Source organism: Brevibacillus panacihumi W25, assembly GCF_000503775.1.
Taxonomy (GTDB): domain Bacteria; phylum Bacillota; class Bacilli; order Brevibacillales; family Brevibacillaceae; genus Brevibacillus; species Brevibacillus panacihumi_A.
The window spans coordinates 1,631,845-1,654,544 of record NZ_KI629782.1; the positions used below are offsets into that span (position 1 = coordinate 1,631,845).

Here is a 22,700-nt window from a genome sequence, read left to right on the forward strand (position 1 = left end):
AAAACCAGCCATGCTTTGGCTGGTTTCGTTCACCTGACATTTTCCATTTTTTTATGCAACACATATCCATCGACCGGAGAGATGTAGTAGGGGTTACCGTCACACATGAACTGATAAAAACGCCCATACTCTCCTGGAACATCCTCCAATTGAATGGTGTCTACAGTGGTTACCGGCTTTTCATAAAACGGAAAGGCCTTCATATAGATCGTCGCTTCCTCGATGGAGAGCTGGAAGCCTTTCTCCGTCAATTCTTCACGCTGCCTTTCATCCAGCAGCCATTTTCCCTCTTGATTGATGAGCGTGCTGATTTCATAATAGCCGCTGTTTAATTCATTGGCGAACCACATCGTTTTCACCACGATCCGCTCTGCATTCTGCTCCAGGATGGTCGTACGCGCAGCCAGCGCACCAGGCTCATAGTGAAACAGGTACAAGGCTGTCAATCCGACCCGCACCTGATAAAATTCCTCCATTTTTTCCTCAGAAATAAAATGGTCTGTCATGTCGCCGGATATTTGAATGCGAAATTTTTCAAAAGGGAGATCGGCAGCTTGAGCCGCTTCTAATCGTTCAAAATAGCGGTTCGAGATCTCAAGCAATCGGTTGGCTGCCCACTCCACGCTTTTTTCCTCATGTACCGGGACAGCTGCGGGCCTCTCTTCTGCTGCGGGACTGGGGGAAGCCGCTGTTTCTTGCATATCCTCCCCTTGCTTTACACAACCTATCGTGAAAAAGACAAGGAAGAATACAATCAAGGGAATCGCTGCTCTCATGTTTTCCTCCACATTTTTGAGAAATGGTAGTATCCATCGAGTCTACCATTTTCAGATTGGTCCCGTACAGAAAAAAAAGCCCTCGTGGCTGCGAGGGTTGAAAAAGGTTATGAACAGTGTACATCTGTCAGTTTTGCCCAAAAGAGAGATTCGTATTCTAGCTGCTCTCACCAAATTTTTGATTGGACTGGAGGACCCCCAATGGAGCATCAGGATTTTATTCCCGTCACTTCAATCGACAGTGGCGTTGGGCAGGAGGTCAGGCCCGACATCTACTGCTTTTGCATTCAGGTCGTCAACGTCTGTTTTGCAGGCAAACCGGGAGAAAAGACGGGGTGGTTCCTCGTGGACACCGGAATGCCGAAATCTGCGGATGTCATTTTGTCGGAAGCAGAACAGCGATTCGGTCAAGACCATCCCCCCGCCGCCATCCTTTTGACTCACGGGCATTTTGACCATGTAGGAGCCGTCCTCGAGCTGTCAAAGCACTGGGATGTACCCGTTTATGCGCACGAAAGGGAACTTCCCTATTTGACGGGAAAATCCCCATACCCCGAACCCGACCCTACGGTAGAAGGTGGTCTTGTCGCCAAAATGTCCCGCATGTTCCCGAATGAAGCGATCAATCTGGGGGATCGTGTCAAAGCATTGCCCTCCGACGGCAGCATTCCAGACATGCCCGGATGGCGCTGGATCCATACACCGGGGCACTCCCCCGGACATGTCTCTTTCTTCCGCGATGCTGATCGTTCTCTCATCGCTGGAGATGCGTTCATCAATGTCAAGCAAGATTCCTTGTTCAACGTTCTCTTGCAGGCCCAGGAGATCAATGGCCCGCCTCGATACTTCACAACTGATTGGCAGGCGGCCAGAGAGTCGGTACAAAAACTGGAAGCCTTGCACCCGGCGGTTGCCGTGACTGGCCATGGGCTTTCTCTGTCTGGTGAGCAGCTCTCTTCAGGCCTTCGTTGGCTTACCGAGCATTTTGATCAGGTCGCCGTTCCCGATTACGGCAAATACAGCCCGGTTCACCAATGATAGATTTAACTCGAAAAAGATACTCCCTCTTGCAGCGGGCTGATTGACGCCTTTAGCAAAGCAACCATATAATGAAGGGAAATCCCAAAAAATGGAGGATTTCTATGAAAGTCAAACGAATCGTCGCCAATATCGAGACACATAAAATCGACGAAGCAAAGCACTTTTATCAGGATGTGCTAGGTATGCACCCCATCATGGATCATGCCTGGCTTACTACCTATGGCACGAATGAAAAAATGACGGTCCAGATCAGCTTCGCTTCACAAGGAGGGTCTGATACCCCCACTCCTGATTTATCCATAGAAGTGGATGATGTCGATACTGCCCTCAAACGCGTGAAAAATGCCGGATATCCGATCGAATACGGACCAGCCGACGAACCTTGGGAAGTTCGACGATTCTTCGTTCGCGATCCATTCGGCAAACTCGTCAACATTCTTACCCACATGCCCTCCCAATAAGCTCACAATGGCTGCGCCCGCAGTTTCCCACTTCCTAAGTCCTCCCACCTACTGCCGCTAGTAAGGAATAAGATACCCTTGCCAGCGCACACTAAAGGAAAAATAGAGGATCGGGTATGAAAAATGAATCCAAATCGCAGGCTGCATTTCCTTACCTTTTGGGCTGCCACCATTTTTTTGCTCCTATTTAGCATAAGGCCGGGACTCGCTTATGCGGATACGTCGCTGCCTATTGTCGATGAGCAGGGGATCTTCTCGATAGAGATTTATCCTTTAAAACACCAATTAATCGTGCTAAAACATGGTCAAAAAGTAAAAACGTATACAGTCGCGGTCGGCAACCCGTCCACACCAACACCTGTAGGGGAATACAAAATCATCTACAAAGGGAAAGATTGGGGTCCTTCCTTTGGCCCGCGGTGGTTAGGATTAAACGTTCCTTGGGGTATTTACGGCATACATGGAACGAACAAGCCCTATTCCATCGGACAACACCTCAGCCATGGCTGTATACGCATGCACAACCGGGATGTGATGGAGCTATTCGATATGATTCCGGTCGAAACAATAGTCACGATCTATGGGCATATTTTGGGGCATCCCAGCCATCACCCGAGGAATTTAGCAGAGGGCGACGTCGGTGGAGATGTGCAGTTGATCCAATCTCGTTTGAAAAGTGCAGGATATTTCCACGGAGATTGCGATGGAAAATTTCGTTCCAGCACCACGGCCGCCCTCAAAAAATTTCAACGTGACCGCGGCCTTCCGGAGAATGGCGTGGTATCACTGAGGATGTACCGGGAGTTTGGACTGGTGGAATGACAGAGAAACCGCTTGGGCTTTGAGGCAGCCAAGCGGTTTCAGGCGTTTTTTATAACACTTCTACCCAGTTTTGAATTTCCTTCTTTCGCTGGCCGTCAACATGTACATATCCACACCGCTCATCAGCTACATAAGCATGAATACAAACTACATATTTATCTTTGTCACCTTTATGTAATTCAGCTTGTTGATGGGCCGCTTGCATAGCTTCCTCTAAAGACTCCGTTTGCCATTCAAAATCTTGCACATGATCATCATTCCATGGTGAAAGAAATCGAAACGTCTTCACCAGGTATCTTTCATAACCGCATTTGTCTGGTGTTCCCATCATAAATACTCCCATATATCTTTCCATTAGTAAAACCGAATGATTGCTATTTCGAAGAAGTCTCCTTCTCCACTTTCGATACCTTCAAGTTGAATTCTCTTTCCTGCTCCTCAATGATGGCTTTATCTTCTTCGTTATCCCTCACTACCTTTTGCGTCAGAATCGCCCCGACTGCAACAAGCAGCATGCATGCGATATAGTACCCCTTCTCATTCAATTCAAGCGTGCTTGCATTGTAAAGACCGATCGAAAACAGAAGTACGCCTGCACCTAAAGTAAAATAGGCCAAGAAGGTGAAGGCTGCGGTGTTGCGCTTGCGATGCTTTTGTGGATACATCGTAAACCTCCTTTTGGTTTATTTCTATTATGAAACGCAAAGTGCATATTCCTACATTTTAATATTTTCCCATTTTTTACACAACAAGGCCTTTCGTTCCATAAATCAACTGGACGATTGGCTCGTCCGGTTGATTCGAACTTATCAAGTAACTAGTTCCTTCTTCCCAAAGAACCTCAGAAGAAAAAGATGTGAAATTTTTCCAAAAACAATTGAAGCTTACGTAACGTAATGATTTATATTTATAGATACCGGTAAACAAGTCGCGCGGAAAAAAGGGGATGATCATGAAGCGGGAATGGAAAGTAGGAGAACTTGCGAAATTAGCAGGATTAACGGTACGGACATTACGATACTACGACCAAATCGGTTTATTCTCGCCATCCGGTCATACCGAATCCGGACACAGGATCTATACAGAATCCGATATTGCACGCCTCCAACAAATCCTGTCATTGAAGGAACTCGGCTTGCCGTTGGATCAGGTGAAATCCGTTATTTCTGGCCACCATTTCAGCCTGTTCGACATCGTTTCCCTTCAAATGGAGCGTTTAAAGGAAAGCATCAAGGTACAACAAAAACTGTTAAAGGAATTAGAACATGTCACAAGCCTTATTAAAAAAGATGAACCATTAACCGTTCAAGAATTCACCAATATAATGGGCTTCATGAGGATGACGAATAGGAATTTTTTCGCCGAGCGGCAAGCTCGCTGGGAATCCCACCTCGACCGGCTTGGCGATTTTCTGAGCGAGAACCCTGATGAAGCTACTTAAGGGAGGACAAACTATACCATGAGCGAACATTCTGTAAAACATTCTACTTTTGTGATTGAGAGATATTATAACGCTGCGCCCGAGCGGGTATTCTCCGCATGGTCGGAATCGTCAGCGAAAGCTCGGTGGTTTCCGAAAGCAGATATGTTTGACTTTCGGGTCGGCGGTCGTGAAGTCAATCAGGGAGGCCCCCCTAACGGTCCAATATACACTTTCGATGCCTGCTATCAAGAAATCGTACCAAATCGTCGCATCGTTTATACGTATACCTTAGACCAGGGAGAGACACGAATCTCGGTCTCCGTCTCGACGGTGGAAATAAAGCGGACAAACAACGGTACACAGCTTATCTACACTGAACAAGGCGCCTTCCTTGATGGCTACGATACTCCAGAACAGCGTGAGCACGGAACAAAAATTATGCTGGATACACTGGGTGATGTGCTACAGAGCGAATGAAGAGAGCATTACACGGATATGAAGATCTTGCTGGAGTACGGGAATGGACAGGGCTTGCAGTACTAGCCCTTCCTGCCCTGCTTATATCAATCGATCTCTCTGTAATGATTCTCGCACTTCCACATATTAGTTCTAGTCTCGGTGCAGATAGCTCTCAGCAATTGTGGATCGTAGACATCTACGGATTCATGCTTTCCGGTTTTTTAATCACAATGGGAACGCTAGGTGATCGGATCGGCCGACGCAAGCTGCTGTTGCTGGGTGGGACAGCTTTTGCAGTAGCATCCCTATTAGCTGCATTCTCCCAAAGCGCTGAAATGCTGATTGTCGCACGCGCATTACTGGGGATCGCAGGTGCTACCGTCTCACCATCCACCTTGGCTTTAATTGGCAACATGTTTCGCGACCACAAGCAGCGCTCGCTCGCTATCGGGATATGGTTAATGTGCTCCATGGGCGGTATGGCTCTCGGACCGGTTGTTGGTGGTATCATGTTGGAGCGCTTTTGGTGGGGATCGGTATTCCTCCTGGGCGTACCTGTTATGTTGATCCTGCTTTTAACCGGACCGATTCTGCTACCCGAGTACCGTCAACTCGAATCAGGCCGAATCGATTTATTCAGCGTCTTATTATCACTGCTTGCCATATTACCGTTCATCTACGGACTCAAGGAGATTGCCACACACGGCTTACATATCACTCCTTTGCTGTTTGTGTTGACTGGTGCAGTACTTGGCGCGGTTTTCGTGACACGACAACGAATGCTGACGAACCCTTTACTTGATTTGCGTCTATTTGCAAACCATGGCTTCGGTACGGCGCTGGGAGGAATGTTCGGCATTACGCTAACCGGCGCTACCATGCTTTTCATCGCTCAGCACCTTCAACTTGTGCAGGGGATGTCCCCTCTCCAGGCAGGGATGTATATGCTGCCCGGGGTAATTGCTTCAATGGCCGGTATGTTCCTCTCTCCTCTTATAGCACGCCGAATTCGTCCAGCCCTCCTGATCGGAACGGGTCTGTTGATTTCGGCTAGTGGCTGTATGCTGCTCACCCAGGTGGGTGTTGAATCCGGTCTCACGCTACTCGTCATCGGGTATATTTTCTTCAGCATAGGGGCAGCCCCGTTACCGAGCCTTTCCAGCGACCTAGTTATCAGTTCAGTCCCACTAGAGAGGGCAGTATCGGCACTGTTGTATACCGAGGGCAGATCGAGAAGTCTATCCCTGCCGGATTGCCAGACTCCGACATACAAGCTGCCAGAGACAGTTTAGCCGGAGCCATTGATGTGGCGAAAGGTCTACCAGATGAGGCAAGTACTGCGCTACTTATTGGGGCTCGCGAAGCTTTTACCAATGGGATGCACGCTGTTGCTGTAGCAAGCGGAACAATGATGCTTGCTGTGATCATTCTTACCGTGACTCGACTTCGGTACGTACCGCCAATTGGTGCGAGTCAGCCTAGTCAAGTCGGAAGTGAAAACCAACAACTTGAGAATTGCACCGAATAGTCATATCTGAAAAGACATCGATCCCATCTCCAACTTGATCCGAAAAGTAGCAATGTATGCAGATAAATCTTCAACAAAAAAGGCGCGTCCATGTCGCTATTTTGTGACATGGACGCGCCCAAGTGTTCAGCCATCTTCACACCAAACTCTCTTCCTTCTTCCCAAAAAACGTCTTCAACGCCTTATACACCTCACCCTTCTCCCGAATCACGCAATGCATGAATTTGGGCTCCCGGATATGGCGGTAGGCGGACATGAGAGTCGAATGGCGATTATATTGATTAACCTCTCCATATCCGAACATATTGCAACGCTCCATCAATTCCCTCACTAGCTTGACGCAGCGCTCGTTGTCGGAAGTGAGGTTGTCGCCGTCTGAAAAATGGAACGGGTAAATATTGTACTGCGAGGTCGGGTAGCGGCTGTCGATGATCTCCAGCGCTTTTTTGTATGCAGACGAGCAGATCGTCCCCCCGCTCTCTCCCTTGGAGAAAAAGGTCTCTTCATTCACTTCCTTGGCATCCGTATGGTGGGCGATGAAGACGATCTCCACCTTCTCGTACTTGGTGCGCAAGAAGCGGACCATCCAGAAGAAAAAGCTGCGGGCGATGTACTTCTCAAAAACGCCCATTGACCCTGAAGTGTCCATCATCGCGATAATGACGGCATTGGAATGCGGCTTGATGATCTCTTCCCAGGTCTTGAAGCGCAAATCGTCTTCGCTGATACCCAGCTCCAGATCGCTGTAGCCGGCCAAGCCATTGCGGCGGATCGCAGCGATCAGGGTACGCTTCTTGTCGATGTTGCCCATCAGACCTTTTTTGCGAATATCGTTGAAACGCGTTTCCTCGACGATGATCTGCTGTTCATCCTTCTGCTGCAGATTGGGCAGCTCGAGCTCGGCGAACAGCATCTCCTGCAATTCCTCGACACTGATCTCAGCCTCGTAGTAATCGACCCCCGGCTGATCCCCGGCTCCCTGACCTTTGCCTGCTCCCTGCGCCGGTTCGCCGTCCTGGGCGATGACATCCCCCACTTTGCTGTTGCCTTTGCCCTGGCCGCCGTGCTTCCCTTTGGAAAAATTGAAGCGAAGGCGATACTCATCCAGCGAACGAATCGGGATTTTGATGACTTCCCGACCGTTCGACATGATGATGTTTTCTTCACTTACCAGATCTGGCAGGTTCTTTTTGATTGCTTCCTTTACTTTTTCCTGGTGCCGCGTTTGGTCCTGGTACCCTTTGCGGTGCAGCGACCAGTCTTCCCGGGAGACAATGAATGATGTCTCATCTTTCATGGCGTCTCCTCCTAGTAACTGGCGCAACCTGCGCCGAATATGTTTAACGGTTCAGCAGACTGCCGACGTAGCGAAGCAGCTCGTTGGCGCAGACTGGGCAATAATGATGCTCTTCCATGAGGCGTTTGGTCACCTCGTTGATTTTCTTCAGCTGATGCTCATCCGGCGTTTTGTTGGAGGTCGTGATTTTGACCACGTCCTTGAGATCGGCGAACAGCTTTTTCTCGATCGCTTCCCTTAGACGGTCGTGCGTGCTGTAATCAAAACGCTTGCCTTTGCGCGCATAGGCCGAGATGCGGATGAGGATTTCTTCGCGGAAGGCGCGCTTGGCGTTTTCCGAGATGCCGATCTGTTCCTCGATGGATCTCATCAGGCGCTCGTCAGGGTCCATCTCCTCGCCAGTCACCGGATCGCGAAGTTTGTTCATATTGCAGTACGCCTCGACGTTGTCCAGGTAGTTATCCATGAGTGTCTTGGCGGATTCCTCATAGCTGTAGACAAATGCCTTCTGCACTTCCTTCTTGGCCAGCTCGTCGTACTCCTTGCGCGCGATGGAGATGAAATTCATGTAGCGCTCGCGCTGTTCCTTGGTGATCGACGGATGCTGGTCGAAGCCTTCCTTGAGCGCGCGCAAGATATCCAGCGCATTGATGCACTCCGTATCCCTGCGAATCAAGGCACTGGAGATGCGGTTGATCACGTAGCGCGGGTCGATTCCCGACATGCCCTCATCCGCGTGCTCGTTGCGCAGCTCTTCCAGATCTGAACCTTTGAAGCCCTCTACCGATTCGCCATCGTAGAGGCGCATCTTTTTCAGCAGATCCGCCCCCTGCTTCTTCGACTCCTTCAGCCGCGTCAGGATGGAGAAAATGGCTGCGGAGCGAAGCGCGTGAGGTGCGATATGCACATGTCCCAGATCGGATTGCTTGATCAGCTTGGAGTAGATTTTTTCCTCGTCGCTGACCCGCAGGTTGTAAGGAATCGGCATGACGATAATCCGCGACTGCAGGGCCTCGTTCTTTTTATTGGCGATAAAGGCTTTGTACTCCGATTCGTTCGTATGGGCGACGATCAATTCATCTGCGGAGATCAAGGCAAAACGGCCCGCCTTGAAATTTCCCTCCTGGGTGAGCGACAAGAGATGCCAGAGGAACTTCTCGTCGCACTTCAGCATCTCCTGGAACTCCATCAACCCGCGGTTTGCCTTGTTCAACTCACCATCGAAGCGGTAGGCACGCGGGTCGGATTCGGATCCGTACTTGGTAATGGTAGAAAAGTCGATGCTTCCCGTCAGATCGGCGATGTCCTGCGACTTCGGATCGGATGGACTGAACGTCCCGATCCCGACACGCTGGGACTCGGAGAACAAGATGCGGCGAACAGGGAAATTCTCAATGCAGCCGCCGAACTCCTGCTCCAATCTCATCCGGTTGTAAGGCGTCAGCTCACCCTCGATTTTGACACCCAGCTCTTCCTCTATCTCCGGCCTCAGATCATGAGGGATCAAATGCAGCGGTTCTTCCTGCATCGGGCAGCCGTCCAGCGCATAGATCGCTCCCTCATCTGTCCGCGAGTATTCCTCCAACCCCCGCTTCAGCATGGTCACCAGCGTCGATTTACCGCCGCTTACGGGTCCCATCAAAAGCAGAATTCGCTTGCGCACATCGAGCCGGCGGGCAGCAGAGTGAAAATACTCCTCCACCAGTCGTTCAATAGAGCGATCCAATCCATAAATTTCTCGACTGAAGAACTGGTACGAACGAGAGCCGTCTTCATTTTCCTCGACGCCGGCGCTTTTAATCATGTTGTAGACGCGTGAGTGAGCAGTCTGGGCTATTTGTGGATTCTGTCGCACCAATTCCAGATATTCGGCAAATGTCCCTCTCCACATGAGCTTCTCTTCTCGGGCCCGGTGTTGCGCTATACGTTTTAAAATGTCCATGCTCGTCACTCCTCCCTCATAAGCCCCTCTCTCTTCCCCCAAACGACAATGTACTTTCATGTATATGTCCGCTGGCGGTTGCACATTCACTTACACCTGTTTTCTTGCACGCTTCAGGCCATCTAGCCTTTTCATATGTGTATGCAAGCCGTCGTCGCAAGTTTCGGATAACTTCTTTGTATCTTGTATGGAGTTTTGTCGAACTTTGCTCGGGACACCTTGTTAGCCCGTTTGCAAACAGGGCAAGCTACGCTATAATGGGAGGGAGTTTTTACGAAAGGAGCAGTCCAACATGGGTACGTTTATCGTAGGGTTGGTCTTTGCCGCGTTTTTGTTCTTCATTCTTACAGCAGGTTATAACAAAGACAAAACCTGGAACCTGTAAGACGGGTGCAAGCACAACCGGCTTGCATCGCTCCAGTAAAAAAGCAGGCTGCCTCATCGGGCAACCTGCTTTTTTCATTTAATTTTTGGTGTCGGTTCAGCTGGCAAAAACCCCGCTTCTTCCACTGATCGCCTGATGCAGCTCCTCCAGCGTTCCCTTTTGATCCACCGGGTAAGAAGGTTCTCCGCGATCCTCCATCCAGTTGGTGACGAGGAAGGTTTTCATGCCTACCTTCGACGCTACCATGTCCTCCTGCATATGATTGCCGACCATGACACAGTCGGACGGTTCAACGCCCAGTTTTTTACATATTTCCAGATAGTAGCCTGGATTTGGTTTGGTGAAATGCGATTCCTCATACACCGTTACCAGTTCAAATTCCTCAGGGTTCATTCCGATCCAGGCCAGTCGATGATGGATGGCGTCGCGCGGGAAAACCGGATTGGTGGCGACCGCGACTCGGAAGCCTTGTGCCTTGGCTCCCGCGATGATTTGCTTCGCCCATGGCGACGGATGCGTATGCTCGACCAGTTTGGGGAACTCGTCGCGATAAAAGGCCTCAAAAACAGGCCAGATCTCCTCGACTTTCCATTCGCCATGCTCCCGGAAATACTCGATGAATACCTGCTCATTTGTCTTGTCTGCTTCTTGGCTTGTGATCATCGCTTTGGTCGCATCCCAGATCAAGGCAATCAGCTTTTTCGTGTCACAGGCATCTCCTACGTAACGGCCCAATGCTCTCAAATACTGTTCAATAAAAGGCTCCGTCTGCATCTCCAGCAAGGTGCCGTCCAAGTCAAACAAAATCGTATTGACGCTCATGTTCGTTTCCCCTTTCTCGTGTTCGATCCTTTGCTACGATAACCCGGGAAATCCCAGTTGCCGCAAGCCCTCGAACAATACAATCGCCGCACAGTTCGATAAATTGACAGAGCGAGTGGCGCCGCTCATCGGGATGCGAATAGTCTGCTCCCGATAACGGTTCGTCAATTCCTCGGGCAAGCCTGTCGTCTCTTTGCCCAGGATGATGTAGTCGCCGTCCTGAAATGCGACTTCTGTATACAGCTTCTCTCCCCAGGTCTCCACGAAGTAAAATGTCCCCGCTTCGCTTCCCTGCACCTCGGCAAAATGCTCAAAAGAATCGTAATGGTGAACCTGCACGGCGTGCCAATAATCCAGGCCTGCCCGTTTCAGATAACGGTCTTCCGTCGAAAAGCCCAACGGATGAATCAAGTGTAGGTGAGCCCCTGTCGCTGCGCAGGAACGAGCGATATTTCCCGTATTGGCAGGGATGAGCGGCTCATGCAAAACAATATGTAGCGGCATGTCAGCACTATCTCCTTGGTATCCGAGCTGGTAAACAACCTCTATTATACCTAAACGCAGCTTTGAAAAGCCACTGTCGAGCGTTCAGGAATGTTTGGTGGTCCACCAGCTGTAGTGGAGGAGAGGAAAAAGGGGACACGCTTCAGGATCGTTGGAATCTTCGCTGTGGGGAGCACTGTCCGTCTCCACTCCAAAGGCGGAACCGCGGCCAAAAGCAGTCGACTTCGAGGAAGTAGTTCAAGGTTGCCCGCTAAAAACGTGTTCCGCCTTTTCCGTTGCGCCTGGGTCAAGATCCCAAATACCTTGCGCTTTGTCCCCTTTTTCCTCAGCCAGCTACTACTGGTCCTCCCGCTTTATTTGCGGGCTTCTCGAGAAGTTTTTATAAAAAATGACTTCGTTCTGGGAGTTTTCAAATAAAAAGCCCCGTACTCATACGGGGAAACATCTCAAATCTCCATTCATACAGATGTCCAAGTCGCTTTCCACTCCGCCAAGGCATTGTTGATCAAGGCGGCATGATTATGGACTACTTCCTCCGTGGAGCCTGCGATATGAGGGGTAGCCAAGACATTTTCCAGGCGGATCAGGCGCATGTCTTGTTCTTCTGGCGGCTCGTGATCAAATACATCGAGTACAGCACCGCGGATTTTTTTACGTTCGAGGATGTCAATCAGCGCTTCAGTGTCGACGACAGATGCCCGAGATGTGTTCACAAATAGTGAATCCTGTGGAAGCAGCTCAAGCAACTCCCTGCTGATCAAGCGTTTCGTCTCGGGCGTGGAAGGCAAATGGATCGACACGATCTCGTTTGCCGCAAAGATCTCTTGCAAAGATGCGGGCTTGTATTGCGGAAAATCCTCAGCCGATACATACGGGTCATAATACGAAATATCGCAGGAGAATGCCTCAAAAAGTCTAGCTGCACGCCTGCCTACTGCCCCCAAGCCGACAATCCCGACCTTCTTTTCAGAGAGCTGCTGACCGCGGAATTCCTTGTACGGGTAGAGCCAGTCCGTCCAATTTCCTTCCTTCAGCCATTTCTCACTTCTGCTTGCATGTCGGTAAAAGCTGATGACATTCCCGATCAATAGCTCAGCGACTGCCTGAATATTGCGTGTCGGTGCGGTAATAAGCGGGATGCCCTGATCGCGCAACGCCTGGACATCAATATTCGAGGGAGTCGCCCGGCAGATGGCCACAAATCGCGGCTTGGGTTCCCAGGCATTGATTACATCCTGAGTTAATTCATCCAATTCGGTGATGAGCGCATCTGCCTGTGTTTCTTTGATCAATGCTGTCAGTTCGGCAGCTGAATAAGCAGCACCTCGGTCGATCCAAGGTTGATAGATGAGCGTTCCGAACCAGCTTTCCAGCTCAGTCAACCGGGCAACGGGATACGGGGCTGTGACAAGAATTCGCATGCTGTGCTCACTCCTGTCCGACCAAATAACGTTCTAATGTTTCGATCCCTTGCTGCTCATCCGGCCCCTCTGCAGTCAACGTAATTTCTTCGCCTTCTTCTACTGCCAGGGTCAGTACGCCGATAATGCTTTTGGCGTTTACCAGGTTTTCGCCCTTCCCAATCCGGATATCGCTCTCAAAGGAAGACGCCGTCTTTGCAAATTGGCTAGCTGGTCTCGCGTGAAGACCTTGCTGCAAGGCAACAACTACTTTTCTCTCCAACATGTGAAAAACTCCTCTCCTTTTGCAAACCAAATCTGTTCACACATTGTAACCACAAATCCTTTATCCTGTAAATCATATAATTCATATTTGACTGATCGGATTAATTTGTTTTAATATGTACACAGTCAAAAGAAAGGATGATACCTGTGAGAACACTGAATATCTTGACGGTTTGCGGTTCAGGCACGATCAGCTCCACCATGGTGGCGCAAAAATTAAAGGAGGCTCTGGCAGCGGACGGAATCAGCATCACCACCACAGAAGTAAAGCCGACGCAAGTGTTGGGGCATGTGGAGCAAGGAAACTACGACTTTGTGGTCAATACTACGCCCGTTCCCGGCAATATTTCGATCCCGGTGATTAATGGCGTAGGTTTTCTGACTGGTTTGGAAGAGGAAGAATTTTTGGAAGAGGTGCGCCAGGTCATCTCCCAGATTCTGAACAACGAAGCGAACTAATTTTTCTCTCGAGAGGAGCAGACCTCATGTTTCTTCAAACCTTGAAGGAGATTTTTGATACGTTTGGCGCCCCTATATTTGTTCCGGTCGTCATCTTCATCATCTCCCTGGCGTTGAAAGTTGAGATCAAAAAAGCCTTGTACTCCGCGCTGTATGCCGGTATTGGTTTATTCGGATTCAACCTGTTGATTAATGCCTTTATCCCGATCATTATGCCTGTCGTCGAAAATATGGTGAAGAGCACGGGAGTCAGCCTGCCGGTCTTTGACATAGGGTGGCAAGCTACGGCAATCGTCGCCTACTCCACCAAAGTCGGTATGATTTTTCTCGGACTGGCGCTGGTCCTGCAAATTTTTCTGTTCGTCGTCAAATGGACGAACATCTTCCAACCCGGGGATTTGTGGAATAACTACTCGTACATGGTATGGGGTTCGATGGTCTATCTGATTACAGACAGCATGTTCCTGGCAATCTCCTGCATGATCGTACTGAATCTCTACAGCCTTTTGTTTTCAGAGCTGTTTGCAAAAAGATGGTCTACCTATTTCCAATATCCACGCGTGACGATTGTCCAGCTTCACCATGTGGGAAGCGTTCCTTTTGCCATTGCGGGAAACTGGGTGCTGAACAAGCTGGTTGGCAATAAAATCAACCTCAGCCCGGAAGCATTGCAAAAAAGATTGGGAATCTTCGGGGAGCCTATCTCTCTGGGCCTGATCCTGGGCCTCTTGCTCGGCCTGCTGGGGAACCTGAACAATCTCCAAACGATGGCCGCCTGGGGGCAAATTGCCACCGTAGGGATCGCCACGAGTGCCGTTATGGTGATCTTCCCCAAGGTGTCCGGCATCTTTGCCCAAGCGTTTCTGCCGCTGACCGAGACCGCCAAGAAAAGTCTGAAGAAATCCAATTCTGCGTCAAAGGACAAATCCCGGGAATGGTACCTGGGTGTCAATGACGCGATGGGGTATGGGGAAACCGCGACGCTTACAACAGGAATTTTGCTGATTCCCATCATGGTTGTACTGGCGCTCATCCTCCCCGGCAACGAAGCATTGCCGCTGGTCGACTTGATTGCCCTGCCGTTCATGATTCAAGCTACCGTGGCGATTACAAACGGAAATATTTTCAAATCGGTCATTATTGGCGCAGTTTGGTTCAGCATTGGACTGTATGTGATTACCTTCACCGCCCCGCTCTTTACTGAAGTGGCGAAGGGCGTCGGAGTGACGATCCCCGCTGAGACCTTGTTGATCACGAGCTTTGGCATTTTGACCTCTCCCGTATCCGCCTTGATCTTCCTGGCGTTCCTTTCCCAGTCCTGGCTGTGGATCGGACTGGTATTGGTGATTTATTTTGCGGCTTACATCCTGTTCAAGAAAAATAAGGGCGCCATCACTGACTACATCGAGCGCAGCGCTTTACTGGATGGCAACCGCTTGCCAAAAGAAGAGAATACGGAAAAAGGAGCGTATTCATGATTCGTCCTGAATTTGTCGTACTTCAATCGCCAGCAAACAGTGCGGAAGAAGTCATTCGCGAGTTGAGCGAGCTTTTTATCCGCCATCAGATCGTAAAAGACAGCTATCCTGCAGCCGTATTGGAACGCGAACGCGAATATCCTACGGCCTTGCCTGGCAAAGGATTCTACGTAGCTATTCCCCATACAGACAGCAGTCATGTGATCGAATCTGGCATTGCCGTTGCAACCCTGCAGACGCCTGTGCGATTCGGCTTGATGAGTGACCCTGCCGAACAGGTCGACGTTTCCCTGGTCTTCTTGCTCGCCGTTGCGGACCCTCGCGAACATTTGGTTTTGCTCAAACATCTCATGGGAATCTTGAGTGATACCGAGCTATTGCACAAGGTCCTAGGGTCGTCTTCTGCCGATGAAATTTTGGATGCCCTGCAGTCAAACTTCGCGTAAATAAACCTAAAAAACCTGTCGTCCTTCTGTCATGCAAAAGGAAACGGCAGGTTTTTTATTGTACCCATTTGTTGTGTAACGAAAGGGTCCCCTGCTGCATCTAAGGTAAAATGCCTTCGGGTTAAAAAAGGAGTTGAATGACAGATGGCGCGAACGCTTACCTTTCGTCTGATTACGCATCTGGTCAGTCTGATCTTTGTGGCTTTGGCCATGCGTTGGATGAGGAGCGACTACTTATCATTTCCCCCCATGGAAGCCGCCAGCATGATCCTGGGGTACATCTCCTTTCTCCTAATCGGCTTGACGCTCTTGATCGGCCCCTTGTCGGCATGGCTGCCGTCCCGCTTTGGCGCTGCTTGCTTGTCCATTCGCCGCGACCTGGGAATCTGGGCCGGGATCACCGCGATATCGCATGTCGTACTGGTCTTGATTCTTTTCTCGGGAGTACCGCGGCTGATGATCCTGCAAAGCAACGCGGATAACCCCCGGTCAGGCTGGCTCGGTCTCTTTTTCCAAAATTACGAATCCTTCTACGGATGGCCGATGCCTCGCTTGTCGCTGATTGGGATTGCGAACTATCTGGGACTGATTTCGATTTTATACGTCACAAGCTTGCTCTTCACCTCTTCGGATGGAGCAAAAAAATGGTTGGGTGGCTCCGCGTGGAAACGGCTCCATCTGGCAAATCCGTTCGTCTTCATTCTCGTTGTCCTGCATGGATTGATCTATATCCAATCCGTCAAAGGCGAGCCACACACCCTATCCGACATCCTGCTTTTTGCGTTCGCCGTCTGGATCGTCCGTGTCATGACATTTTGGCGCACGGTCCGGCACCGTCGACGCTGACATCGCTGCACTACCTATACCCCTTGGATATGAAAAAACGCATAGCGAATCTGAGGGGTGTAGGCGGTCGAATCCTCATACGCCCAGTAACGCAACCTGCTGTCCGTCGTATGGGCATTGACCAGCGGCATGTTGTCCCAATCCTTGGCGACGACAATCGTATTATGCTGGAAGCGTCCGTCTCCGTTGAAGTCATAGCAAATAATATCACCTGGCACTAGTTCTTCGGGCGAGTCGACTGTAATTGCCCGCATCGGCTCTCTGCCTGATTTGAGCAGCAGATACAGGCTGTGCGCTACCGACCAGCTATAGCTCCACTCGCTGCCTTTTCCTGTCCGAATCCACCAGCCCTTGGTCTTCTCTTTGGAAAAAAGCATCGGGATTCCCCCAGCGTGCAGGCATTGCGAGATAAAATTGGTGCAGTCGTCATTGAAACGGGGGTAGACCGGATTGGTCGTGTCCCAGTATCGCTCGGCGTACTCCACAGCCTTACGTGCATTGTACCCTTTGGCACCGTACACCACCATGAGCGGTTTGGCGTCCGTATCCCTTTCCTGAACATCTGCTTCCCGTTCCTTTTTATTGGCCTCCACATTCGCTGCCTTTAGATCTCCCTCCCATTCGCGAGTCTCCGCGATGACCCACGAACCATCTGCTACCTTGTTCAAGCGCAGCGTCATTACACGCGTGCTAGCCTCTTCATGCCGCTGATTTCCGATCCGGTAATGGCGCGCTCCACGCCAGACCAAGCTCACTTCCAACGTTTTTTCCGTCTCCATCCAGTACAATGGTATGACCCGTCCGCTCACCGCATAGATTTGTGCCCCTCTGCTCACTGTCTGACTGTATTCTCGCGTCAGACGTTCCCACTCTCCTGTCTTGTCTTTCCCCTCCTTGCTAAAAAAAGAGGCTAATCGTTCAATCTTGCCGTCCATCCACGACCAATGAACAGCATCGAAATACTTTTGGATAAATCCCTTCCAGTCCATCTGCTACTTCCCCTCTCCTTTCCGATTCACATTTCCGCCTGGCTGCTGTCAGCTTTCATATAGCAGAATATGTAAGGGAAAAGCCTTTCAGAAGAAAAAGCCACCCGAATTAACGAGTGGCTTGATTGGAAGTATGGGGCAAAGTAAGCAGTACCTTTTCCAAAGCGAGCAGATGTTCCTTGATCGACAGGCCGCCTCCATACCCGACCAAAGCGCCGTTGGACCCAATCACGCGATGGCACGGAATAATGACAGGTATCGGGTTGCGGTTGTTCGCACCGCCAATTGCTCTGACCGCTTTCGAGGCACCGATCGCCAAGGCAATATCTTTGTAGGAGCGCGTCTCTCCATACGGGATGCGACTCAACTCCGTCCAGACCGCTTTTTGAAACGGCGTTCCATGCAAGACATAAGGCAAGTCAAACGTTTCCCGCTCTCCTGCAAAGTACTCCTGCAGTTGTTGTTTTACCTGCCCGTTGGATTCATCGTCACGCGTGATTGGCATGCCGAGAAAGTGCTTTTTGCTCCAACGCTGCAGGGACGGCAGACTGTCCGGCTCTTCACCAAACTCGATAAAGCATAATCCCTCTGCCGTAGAAGCCAGCAACAACGGTCCAATGGGCGAGTCCATCATGGTATAACGCAATGTATTCGTCATCCAACCTACCTCCTGCTCCCAAAGATTCCTTCTCCTTCTCGTACACTTCCCGTACAGTCAGCGCGCTGCTGTCAGGATGTCCAATCCCTTGTCGATCTCCTGCAAGACTTCAGGGGAGTCATCCCGATCTTTCGCCTGAAGAAGTGCGGCATGGGCATCCTCTCCGCCGATTTTGCCCAAAGCCCAGGCAGCCGTCCCGCGGATAACAGGTCGCGGGTCGTTTTCCAACAATCGGACGAGGTGCGGCACAGCCGAGCGGTCCTGGAAGTGGGCAAGTGCCAGGATCGCATTGCGCTGAATCGGCTTTTTCCCCCGCCACGACGAAGAAGAGATCCCGAACTTCTCTTTGAATTCCTTGTTGCTCATCTCGAGAAGCGGGATGAGCAGAGGCTTGGCTACCTCCGGATCAGGCGTAAACTCTGCATGATTCTGGAAGTGAATGCCGCGGTTTTTCGGGCATACGGTCTGGCATGTGTCACATCCGTAGAGCCGATTGCCGATCTTGGCCCGAAATTCGTCCGGGATGAAGTCCTTTACCTGTGTCAGGTATGCGACACAGCGCTGCGCGTTTAATTGCCCGCCCTGCACCAAAGCGCCTGTAGGACAAGCGTCTACGCAGATGTTGCAGTCTCCGCATCCTTCCTCTACAGGTTGATCGGGGGGCAGCGGCAGATTGGTCACCAATTCCCCCAGATAGACCCAAGAGCCGAATTCAGGTGTAATCAGCGCGCAGTTCTTCCCTACCCAGCCCAATCCGGCTCTCTCGGCTACGGCCCGATCAGAGAGCGCACCTGTATCGACCATGGACTCGATTTTCGCTCCTGGCTCCAGCTCCTGAATAAAACGGCTCAGCTTGTCCATCCGGTCGCGCAGAACATGGTGGTAATCCGTGCCCCATGCCGCTCGGCACAGAATGCCGCGGTAAGCACCTGGCTCCGATTTTGGCGGGTTCTCCAGCTTGGATGGATATGCCAAAGCAATAGAGATGAGCGATCTTGCCCCCTCCATAATGCGCTGTGGCTGCGTCCTTTTCTCAAGATCCGGCTCCTCAAAACCAGATTCATATCCCTTCTCCCGATGCTCAACCAGCCGCTCGCGAAGCTCCACGAACGGGTCCGCGCTGGCAAAGCCAATCTTGTCTATTCCGATCTTACTGGCATACTCCTTGATGGCCTGCTTCGTCTGTTCCCAGTATTGCCGGTCGCTCACAGCTGTCTGATCGCTCCTGTCGCCAGCTCGTCACAACGGTTGTTCCACTTGTTGTCGGCATGGCCTTTTACCTTGACATATTCTACCTTGTGAATATCCATCAAACGAAGCAGTTCCTTCCATAAATCCTGGTTCTCCACCGGCTGTCCCTTGCTGTTCTTCCAACCGTTCTTCAGCCAGCCTTTATACCAGCCCTGCTTAAAACAATTGACCAGATAGGCGCTGTCACTGTATAGCGTAACCTTGCAGGGCTCTTTTAATTGAGACAGGGCCTCGATCGCAGCTTGCAGCTCCATGCGATTATTCGTCGTGTCTGGCTCTGCTCCGGACATTTCCTTGATGTGCTGTCCGTACATGAGGACTGCGCCCCAACCACCAGGTCCTGGATTGCCGGAACAAGCTCCGTCTGTATAAATCGTAACTTCACGCATCGTCATCTCCAGGGAATCCCTCCTGTTCTCTTCTATTGTAACGAAGGTTAGTCGCTTCCACAAAAAAAATTTGGTATACTACCAAAAATAGGTTCGGAGGAATGAATGTTGGTACAAGTACATATGGATGCATCCATTACGGAACGTCTGCCTCAGATATCCCTTGGTGTTTTGCAATATCGCGGCGTGACTGTCAGTGACTCGCCCAAAATGCTGCAGGGACGCATCAATTTCTTTGTGGAAAATCTGCGCCTTGAGCATGACCTTGCCCGTTTGACAGAGATTCCCGGTATCCGCGAATGGCGTTCTTGCTTGAAGCAAGCGGGCACCGATCCTTCGCGCTATCGACCGTCAGCGGAAGCCTTGCTGCGCCGATTGCTACAGGGCAACCCGTTCTTTTGGGTAAACAGCGCTGTAGACGTCAATAATTTTTTCTCCGTGCTGCACGCCCTGCCTCTCGGTATATATGATGCCGCACAGATAGAAGGCGATGTGTCTTTCCGGCTCGGAACTGCCGACGATCGCTACGAGGGCTTGAACGGCCGCGAAGTGAGCATGGAAAACAAACCACTGCTGGCAGATGGTCTCGGCGCTTTTGGCAGCCCAATCGTAGACTCCAAACGTACCTGCGTCACTGAGCAAAGCCGTGATTTGCTGCACGTCATCTATTTCCACGACCAGATTGATTCCGCCCAAAAAGATGAAATCCTCGGCTCTGTCGGACGGATGTTTACAGAGATCAACGGCGGAGAGCTGGTGTATTCCAGTATTATATCCACGTAAGAAGGATAGCCCAACTTCGGCTGTCCTTCTTTTCGGGCAAAGAATTTGTAGGAATGTTGGGAAGGAGTCACTTTCATGGCAGATATGGAGTTTTTAAAAAATTTCCCTTTCTTTGAACATTTGAACGAGCAAGAACTCGAAGATATTGCTGCCGTCATTACGACGAAGGTGTATAACAAAGGGGTCAACCTTTTCTGGGAGAATGAAGTAGGCAATGAGTTGTTCATCATCCAGTCAGGGGCAGTTAAAATCTTTCGGCATCAGGAAGGGCGAGAAATTATATTGGCATTGTTTCGCCAAGGAGACTTTTTTGGCGAAATGGTCCTGTTTGGCGACGAGAAGGTACGCTCTGCTTCCGCCAACACGTTGGAAAAGACAACCGTCTACATCCTGAAAAAGGAACACTTCCTGCAGCTTCTCAACAAGAACCCGAACATCTTCATCAAGATCCTCAATACGGCACTGGAACGCCTCCGCCAAGCGAATGAACAAATCGCCAACCTCTCCATGACTTCCGCCTACGCGCGTATTGCACGGCTGTTGGTCCGTCTGACGCAGTCCCCTGAAGCGGACCGCGTCCTCGGATTAAAGCTGACTCATCACCAAATGGCCGACATGACGGCTACTGCCCGTGAGACCGTAACCAAAGTTTTGTCTGACATGCAGAGCAAAGGGTATATTCGGATCGTGAATCGGCAAATCCACATTACCGATCTCGAAGGACTGATGACTGCTGCCGGACTGGAGTAAATCTGTGGCCTCAACACAAAAGACGGCCGTCATGCAGCTTGACCGTCTTTTTGTTCATTCGATTCCTTTGGTTTGCGAAAAACAATGTGCTCGAGAACCAAACAGACCAAGACACCGAGCAATAGCCCATTGCCAAACAGGAAGCTGATCATCGGCGGCATCTGCTGCCAAGCGCTGGCAGGAACGAACATAATGCCAATCCCGACAAGCAAGGAGCTGCCTCCAACTGTTATCGTCCGTTCGTCCATTTTCAAACTGACATAATCCTTCAAGCCAAAACCTAGCAGCTTCGTGTAGGTGATGAACATGGCCGCATAGGCGACGGGAGTAGGCAATGCCGCCAGGAAATGGGAGATTGCAGGGAATAGACCAATAATCATGATCCCCACCATCGCCAGCAAGAACGGCAAGCGCGAAGCCATGCGGGTTGTCTGAATTACTGCAGCCGCCAGGGAAAGCGGGATCATCCCCACCACACCTGCCAGTCCGGAGAGAATATGGGATACCCCTGTAAAGACGCCACCGCGATTGTACTGTTTCTCAGTCGGTTCTGTCTCTGTCGCTTTTCCCATTACAACGATACTGGTCACCAGATTGGTCAAAAGCACAAATCCCGTCAACACGCTTGTCAGGACGATTCCCCAATCCCACCGGGGAGCTCCCCAGAAAAACAGCGAGGGCCATTCAAACACTTGATGCGAAGGGCGCACCGGTTCCGTCCAGCCCATGACAGCATACAGGAGCCAGCCCGCTACCATTCCGAACAAGACAGCAAAACTGGAGAAACGCTCCAACCTTGTCAACCAGATGACCAATGCGACGATCCCAACAGAAGTTATTGCGACTCCTGGCTGTACCTCATGGGAGTGCTGAAATCCAATCCCCATCATACCTGTCAGGATGTTGCTGCAGAGCGAGATCGCAAGCAAAATCATATATGTGCCTGAAACAATCGGGGTAAACCATTTTTGCAGCTTCCCGACCCAGCCTAATCCACCAAAGATCAGAAAGAGAATCCCCGCTATGATCAGACCAAGCTGGAAGGATTGTCCTATTTCTTGCGGATGCAAGCCCACGCTGGTTCCAATCTGCGCCAAAATGATAAAAATTCCCCACCAAAGTCCCGCGGGCCCTTCCATCATCGGGTAGCGGTGCCCCATCCAGATTTGCAGAAATGAGGCCAAACCAATGTAGAACATGGTCTGCTGCATCAGTTTTCCAATCTCATCGGGCTGGAGTCCATATATATCTCCAATCATCAAGGGAACTGCCACACTGCTTGATACTGTCACAATCATCCATTGCAGGGCTGACAGCAGCGTTGTGCCCATAGGCGGCTTGTCATATATGCCGTATCTCATCTCAACCACCTCTTTTTTCTTTCAGCATTTCGTTTGGGCTTGGGCTAACTCCTTTATTCGACCTACGTACTTACTATGCACGAAACTCGGTTTCTATTCTAGATTTTCATGTGTTTTTGATCCAAAACAAAAAAATTCTGATCAT

At 50.5% G+C, this 22,700-nt stretch carries 25 protein-coding genes and 1 pseudogene; 12 read left to right on the forward strand and 14 right to left on the reverse strand.

Annotated elements, in window-relative coordinates:
* Positions 1 to 29: 29 nt before the first annotated feature.
* Positions 30 to 776 carry a hypothetical protein gene (locus T458_RS37125; RefSeq protein ID WP_023556106.1) on the reverse strand — a complete coding sequence of 249 codons (747 nt, stop codon included), beginning with the start codon at positions 774 to 776 and terminating at the stop codon, positions 30 to 32.
* 201 nt (positions 777 to 977) lie between these two features.
* Between T458_RS37125 and T458_RS37130 the strand changes: the two genes are divergently transcribed.
* The 3 genes from T458_RS37130 to T458_RS37140 all read left to right on the forward strand — a co-directional run bounded on the left by T458_RS37130 (position 978) and on the right by T458_RS37140 (position 3,100).
* Positions 978 to 1,814 (forward strand): MBL fold metallo-hydrolase, encoded by an 837-nt coding sequence (locus T458_RS37130; protein WP_023556107.1) that lies wholly within the window; start codon positions 978 to 980, stop codon positions 1,812 to 1,814.
* 104 nt (positions 1,815 to 1,918) lie between these two features.
* A complete protein-coding gene (locus tag T458_RS37135; protein ID WP_023556108.1) occupies positions 1,919 to 2,278 on the forward strand; it encodes a VOC family protein in 360 nt (119 codons plus the stop codon).
* A gap of 123 nt (positions 2,279 to 2,401) precedes the next feature.
* The gene (locus T458_RS37140; protein ID WP_023556109.1) at positions 2,402 to 3,100 is read left to right on the forward strand and encodes a L,D-transpeptidase family protein; all 699 of its coding nucleotides are present in this window, start codon (positions 2,402 to 2,404) and stop codon (positions 3,098 to 3,100) included.
* Between the two features lie 49 nt (positions 3,101 to 3,149).
* Here the strand turns inward: T458_RS37140 and T458_RS37145 are convergent, their stop codons facing one another.
* Positions 3,150 to 3,431 (reverse strand): hypothetical protein, encoded by a 282-nt coding sequence (locus tag T458_RS37145; RefSeq protein ID WP_171819361.1) that lies wholly within the window; start codon positions 3,429 to 3,431, stop codon positions 3,150 to 3,152.
* Between the two features lie 43 nt (positions 3,432 to 3,474).
* Positions 3,475 to 3,765 carry a YiaA/YiaB family inner membrane protein gene (locus T458_RS37150; RefSeq protein WP_023556111.1) on the reverse strand — a complete coding sequence of 97 codons (291 nt, stop codon included), beginning with the start codon at positions 3,763 to 3,765 and terminating at the stop codon, positions 3,475 to 3,477.
* Positions 3,766 to 4,052: 287 nt separating this feature from the next.
* Between T458_RS37150 and T458_RS37155 the strand changes: the two genes are divergently transcribed.
* From T458_RS37155 to T458_RS0128620, 3 genes and pseudogenes are all read left to right on the forward strand, one after another.
* Positions 4,053 to 4,541, forward strand: a complete 489-nt coding sequence (locus tag T458_RS37155; RefSeq protein ID WP_023556112.1) for a MerR family transcriptional regulator — start codon at positions 4,053 to 4,055, stop codon at positions 4,539 to 4,541.
* An 18-nt stretch (positions 4,542 to 4,559) separates the two neighbouring features.
* Positions 4,560 to 5,000 carry an SRPBCC family protein gene (locus T458_RS37160; protein ID WP_023556113.1) on the forward strand — a complete coding sequence of 147 codons (441 nt, stop codon included), beginning with the start codon at positions 4,560 to 4,562 and terminating at the stop codon, positions 4,998 to 5,000.
* Positions 4,997 to 6,510, forward strand: a pseudogene (locus tag T458_RS0128620) (MFS transporter). The gene T458_RS37160 and the pseudogene T458_RS0128620 overlap by 4 nt, the downstream one beginning before the upstream one ends.
* A gap of 136 nt (positions 6,511 to 6,646) precedes the next feature.
* On the opposite strand, the gene yhbH reads toward T458_RS0128620, so the two are convergent.
* The 6 genes from yhbH to T458_RS37190 all read right to left on the reverse strand — a co-directional run bounded on the left by yhbH (position 6,647) and on the right by T458_RS37190 (position 13,146).
* Positions 6,647 to 7,807 carry a sporulation protein YhbH gene (gene yhbH / locus T458_RS37165; protein ID WP_023556114.1) on the reverse strand — a complete coding sequence of 387 codons (1,161 nt, stop codon included), beginning with the start codon at positions 7,805 to 7,807 and terminating at the stop codon, positions 6,647 to 6,649.
* Positions 7,808 to 7,850: 43 nt separating this feature from the next.
* Complete coding sequence (locus T458_RS37170) at positions 7,851 to 9,749, reverse strand: PrkA family serine protein kinase (protein WP_023556115.1); 1,899 nt, start codon at positions 9,747 to 9,749, stop codon at positions 7,851 to 7,853.
* Positions 9,750 to 10,230: 481 nt separating this feature from the next.
* The gene (locus T458_RS37175) at positions 10,231 to 10,956 is read right to left on the reverse strand and encodes an HAD family hydrolase (RefSeq protein ID WP_023556117.1); all 726 of its coding nucleotides are present in this window, start codon (positions 10,954 to 10,956) and stop codon (positions 10,231 to 10,233) included.
* Positions 10,957 to 10,989: 33 nt separating this feature from the next.
* Positions 10,990 to 11,460 (reverse strand): tRNA (uridine(34)/cytosine(34)/5-carboxymethylaminomethyluridine(34)-2'-O)-methyltransferase TrmL, encoded by a 471-nt coding sequence (gene trmL, locus T458_RS37180; protein ID WP_023556118.1) that lies wholly within the window; start codon positions 11,458 to 11,460, stop codon positions 10,990 to 10,992.
* A 458-nt stretch (positions 11,461 to 11,918) separates the two neighbouring features.
* Positions 11,919 to 12,881 carry an NAD(P)-dependent oxidoreductase gene (locus T458_RS37185; RefSeq protein ID WP_023556119.1) on the reverse strand — a complete coding sequence of 321 codons (963 nt, stop codon included), beginning with the start codon at positions 12,879 to 12,881 and terminating at the stop codon, positions 11,919 to 11,921.
* 7 nt (positions 12,882 to 12,888) lie between these two features.
* Positions 12,889 to 13,146: an HPr family phosphocarrier protein gene (locus T458_RS37190; RefSeq protein WP_023556120.1), complete on the reverse strand. Its 258-nt coding sequence runs from the start codon at positions 13,144 to 13,146 to the stop codon at positions 12,889 to 12,891.
* Between the two features lie 137 nt (positions 13,147 to 13,283).
* Here T458_RS37190 and T458_RS37195 point away from each other — a divergent pair, with 137 nt between their 5' ends.
* From T458_RS37195 to T458_RS37210, 4 genes are all read left to right on the forward strand, one after another.
* The gene (locus T458_RS37195; RefSeq protein WP_252989793.1) at positions 13,284 to 13,604 is read left to right on the forward strand and encodes a PTS sugar transporter subunit IIB; all 321 of its coding nucleotides are present in this window, start codon (positions 13,284 to 13,286) and stop codon (positions 13,602 to 13,604) included.
* Between the two features lie 26 nt (positions 13,605 to 13,630).
* Entirely contained in the window at positions 13,631 to 15,082 is a 1,452-nt protein-coding gene (locus T458_RS37200; RefSeq protein ID WP_023556122.1) for a PTS galactitol transporter subunit IIC, read from the forward strand.
* Complete coding sequence (locus tag T458_RS37205) at positions 15,079 to 15,528, forward strand: PTS sugar transporter subunit IIA (RefSeq protein WP_023556123.1); 450 nt, start codon at positions 15,079 to 15,081, stop codon at positions 15,526 to 15,528. Before T458_RS37200 ends, T458_RS37205 begins: the two co-directional genes overlap by 4 nt.
* Positions 15,529 to 15,672: 144 nt before the next feature.
* Positions 15,673 to 16,374: a ferric reductase-like transmembrane domain-containing protein gene (locus T458_RS37210; protein WP_023556124.1), complete on the forward strand. Its 702-nt coding sequence runs from the start codon at positions 15,673 to 15,675 to the stop codon at positions 16,372 to 16,374.
* Between the two features lie 14 nt (positions 16,375 to 16,388).
* Here T458_RS37210 and T458_RS37215 read toward each other — a convergent pair whose 3' ends face one another.
* The 4 genes from T458_RS37215 to rnhA all read right to left on the reverse strand — a co-directional run bounded on the left by T458_RS37215 (position 16,389) and on the right by rnhA (position 19,661).
* The gene (locus T458_RS37215) at positions 16,389 to 17,363 is read right to left on the reverse strand and encodes an amidase domain-containing protein (RefSeq protein ID WP_023556125.1); all 975 of its coding nucleotides are present in this window, start codon (positions 17,361 to 17,363) and stop codon (positions 16,389 to 16,391) included.
* Between the two features lie 109 nt (positions 17,364 to 17,472).
* The gene (locus tag T458_RS37220) at positions 17,473 to 18,021 is read right to left on the reverse strand and encodes a methylated-DNA--[protein]-cysteine S-methyltransferase (protein ID WP_023556126.1); all 549 of its coding nucleotides are present in this window, start codon (positions 18,019 to 18,021) and stop codon (positions 17,473 to 17,475) included.
* 57 nt (positions 18,022 to 18,078) lie between these two features.
* A complete protein-coding gene (gene queG / locus T458_RS37225; RefSeq protein WP_023556127.1) occupies positions 18,079 to 19,230 on the reverse strand; it encodes a tRNA epoxyqueuosine(34) reductase QueG in 1,152 nt (383 codons plus the stop codon).
* Positions 19,227 to 19,661, reverse strand: a complete 435-nt coding sequence (gene rnhA, locus T458_RS37230) for a ribonuclease HI (RefSeq protein WP_031305570.1) — start codon at positions 19,659 to 19,661, stop codon at positions 19,227 to 19,229. The genes queG and rnhA overlap by 4 nt, the downstream gene beginning before the upstream one ends.
* Before the next feature lie 105 nt (positions 19,662 to 19,766).
* Here rnhA and T458_RS37235 point away from each other — a divergent pair, with 105 nt between their 5' ends.
* The gene (locus tag T458_RS37235; protein ID WP_023556129.1) at positions 19,767 to 20,444 is read left to right on the forward strand and encodes a B3/B4 domain-containing protein; all 678 of its coding nucleotides are present in this window, start codon (positions 19,767 to 19,769) and stop codon (positions 20,442 to 20,444) included.
* A 75-nt stretch (positions 20,445 to 20,519) separates the two neighbouring features.
* Complete coding sequence (locus T458_RS37240; RefSeq protein WP_023556130.1) at positions 20,520 to 21,194, forward strand: Crp/Fnr family transcriptional regulator; 675 nt, start codon at positions 20,520 to 20,522, stop codon at positions 21,192 to 21,194.
* A gap of 29 nt (positions 21,195 to 21,223) precedes the next feature.
* Here T458_RS37240 and T458_RS37245 read toward each other — a convergent pair whose 3' ends face one another.
* The gene (locus T458_RS37245) at positions 21,224 to 22,555 is read right to left on the reverse strand and encodes a purine/pyrimidine permease (RefSeq protein WP_023556131.1); all 1,332 of its coding nucleotides are present in this window, start codon (positions 22,553 to 22,555) and stop codon (positions 21,224 to 21,226) included.
* Between the last annotated feature and the right edge of the window lie 145 nt (positions 22,556 to 22,700).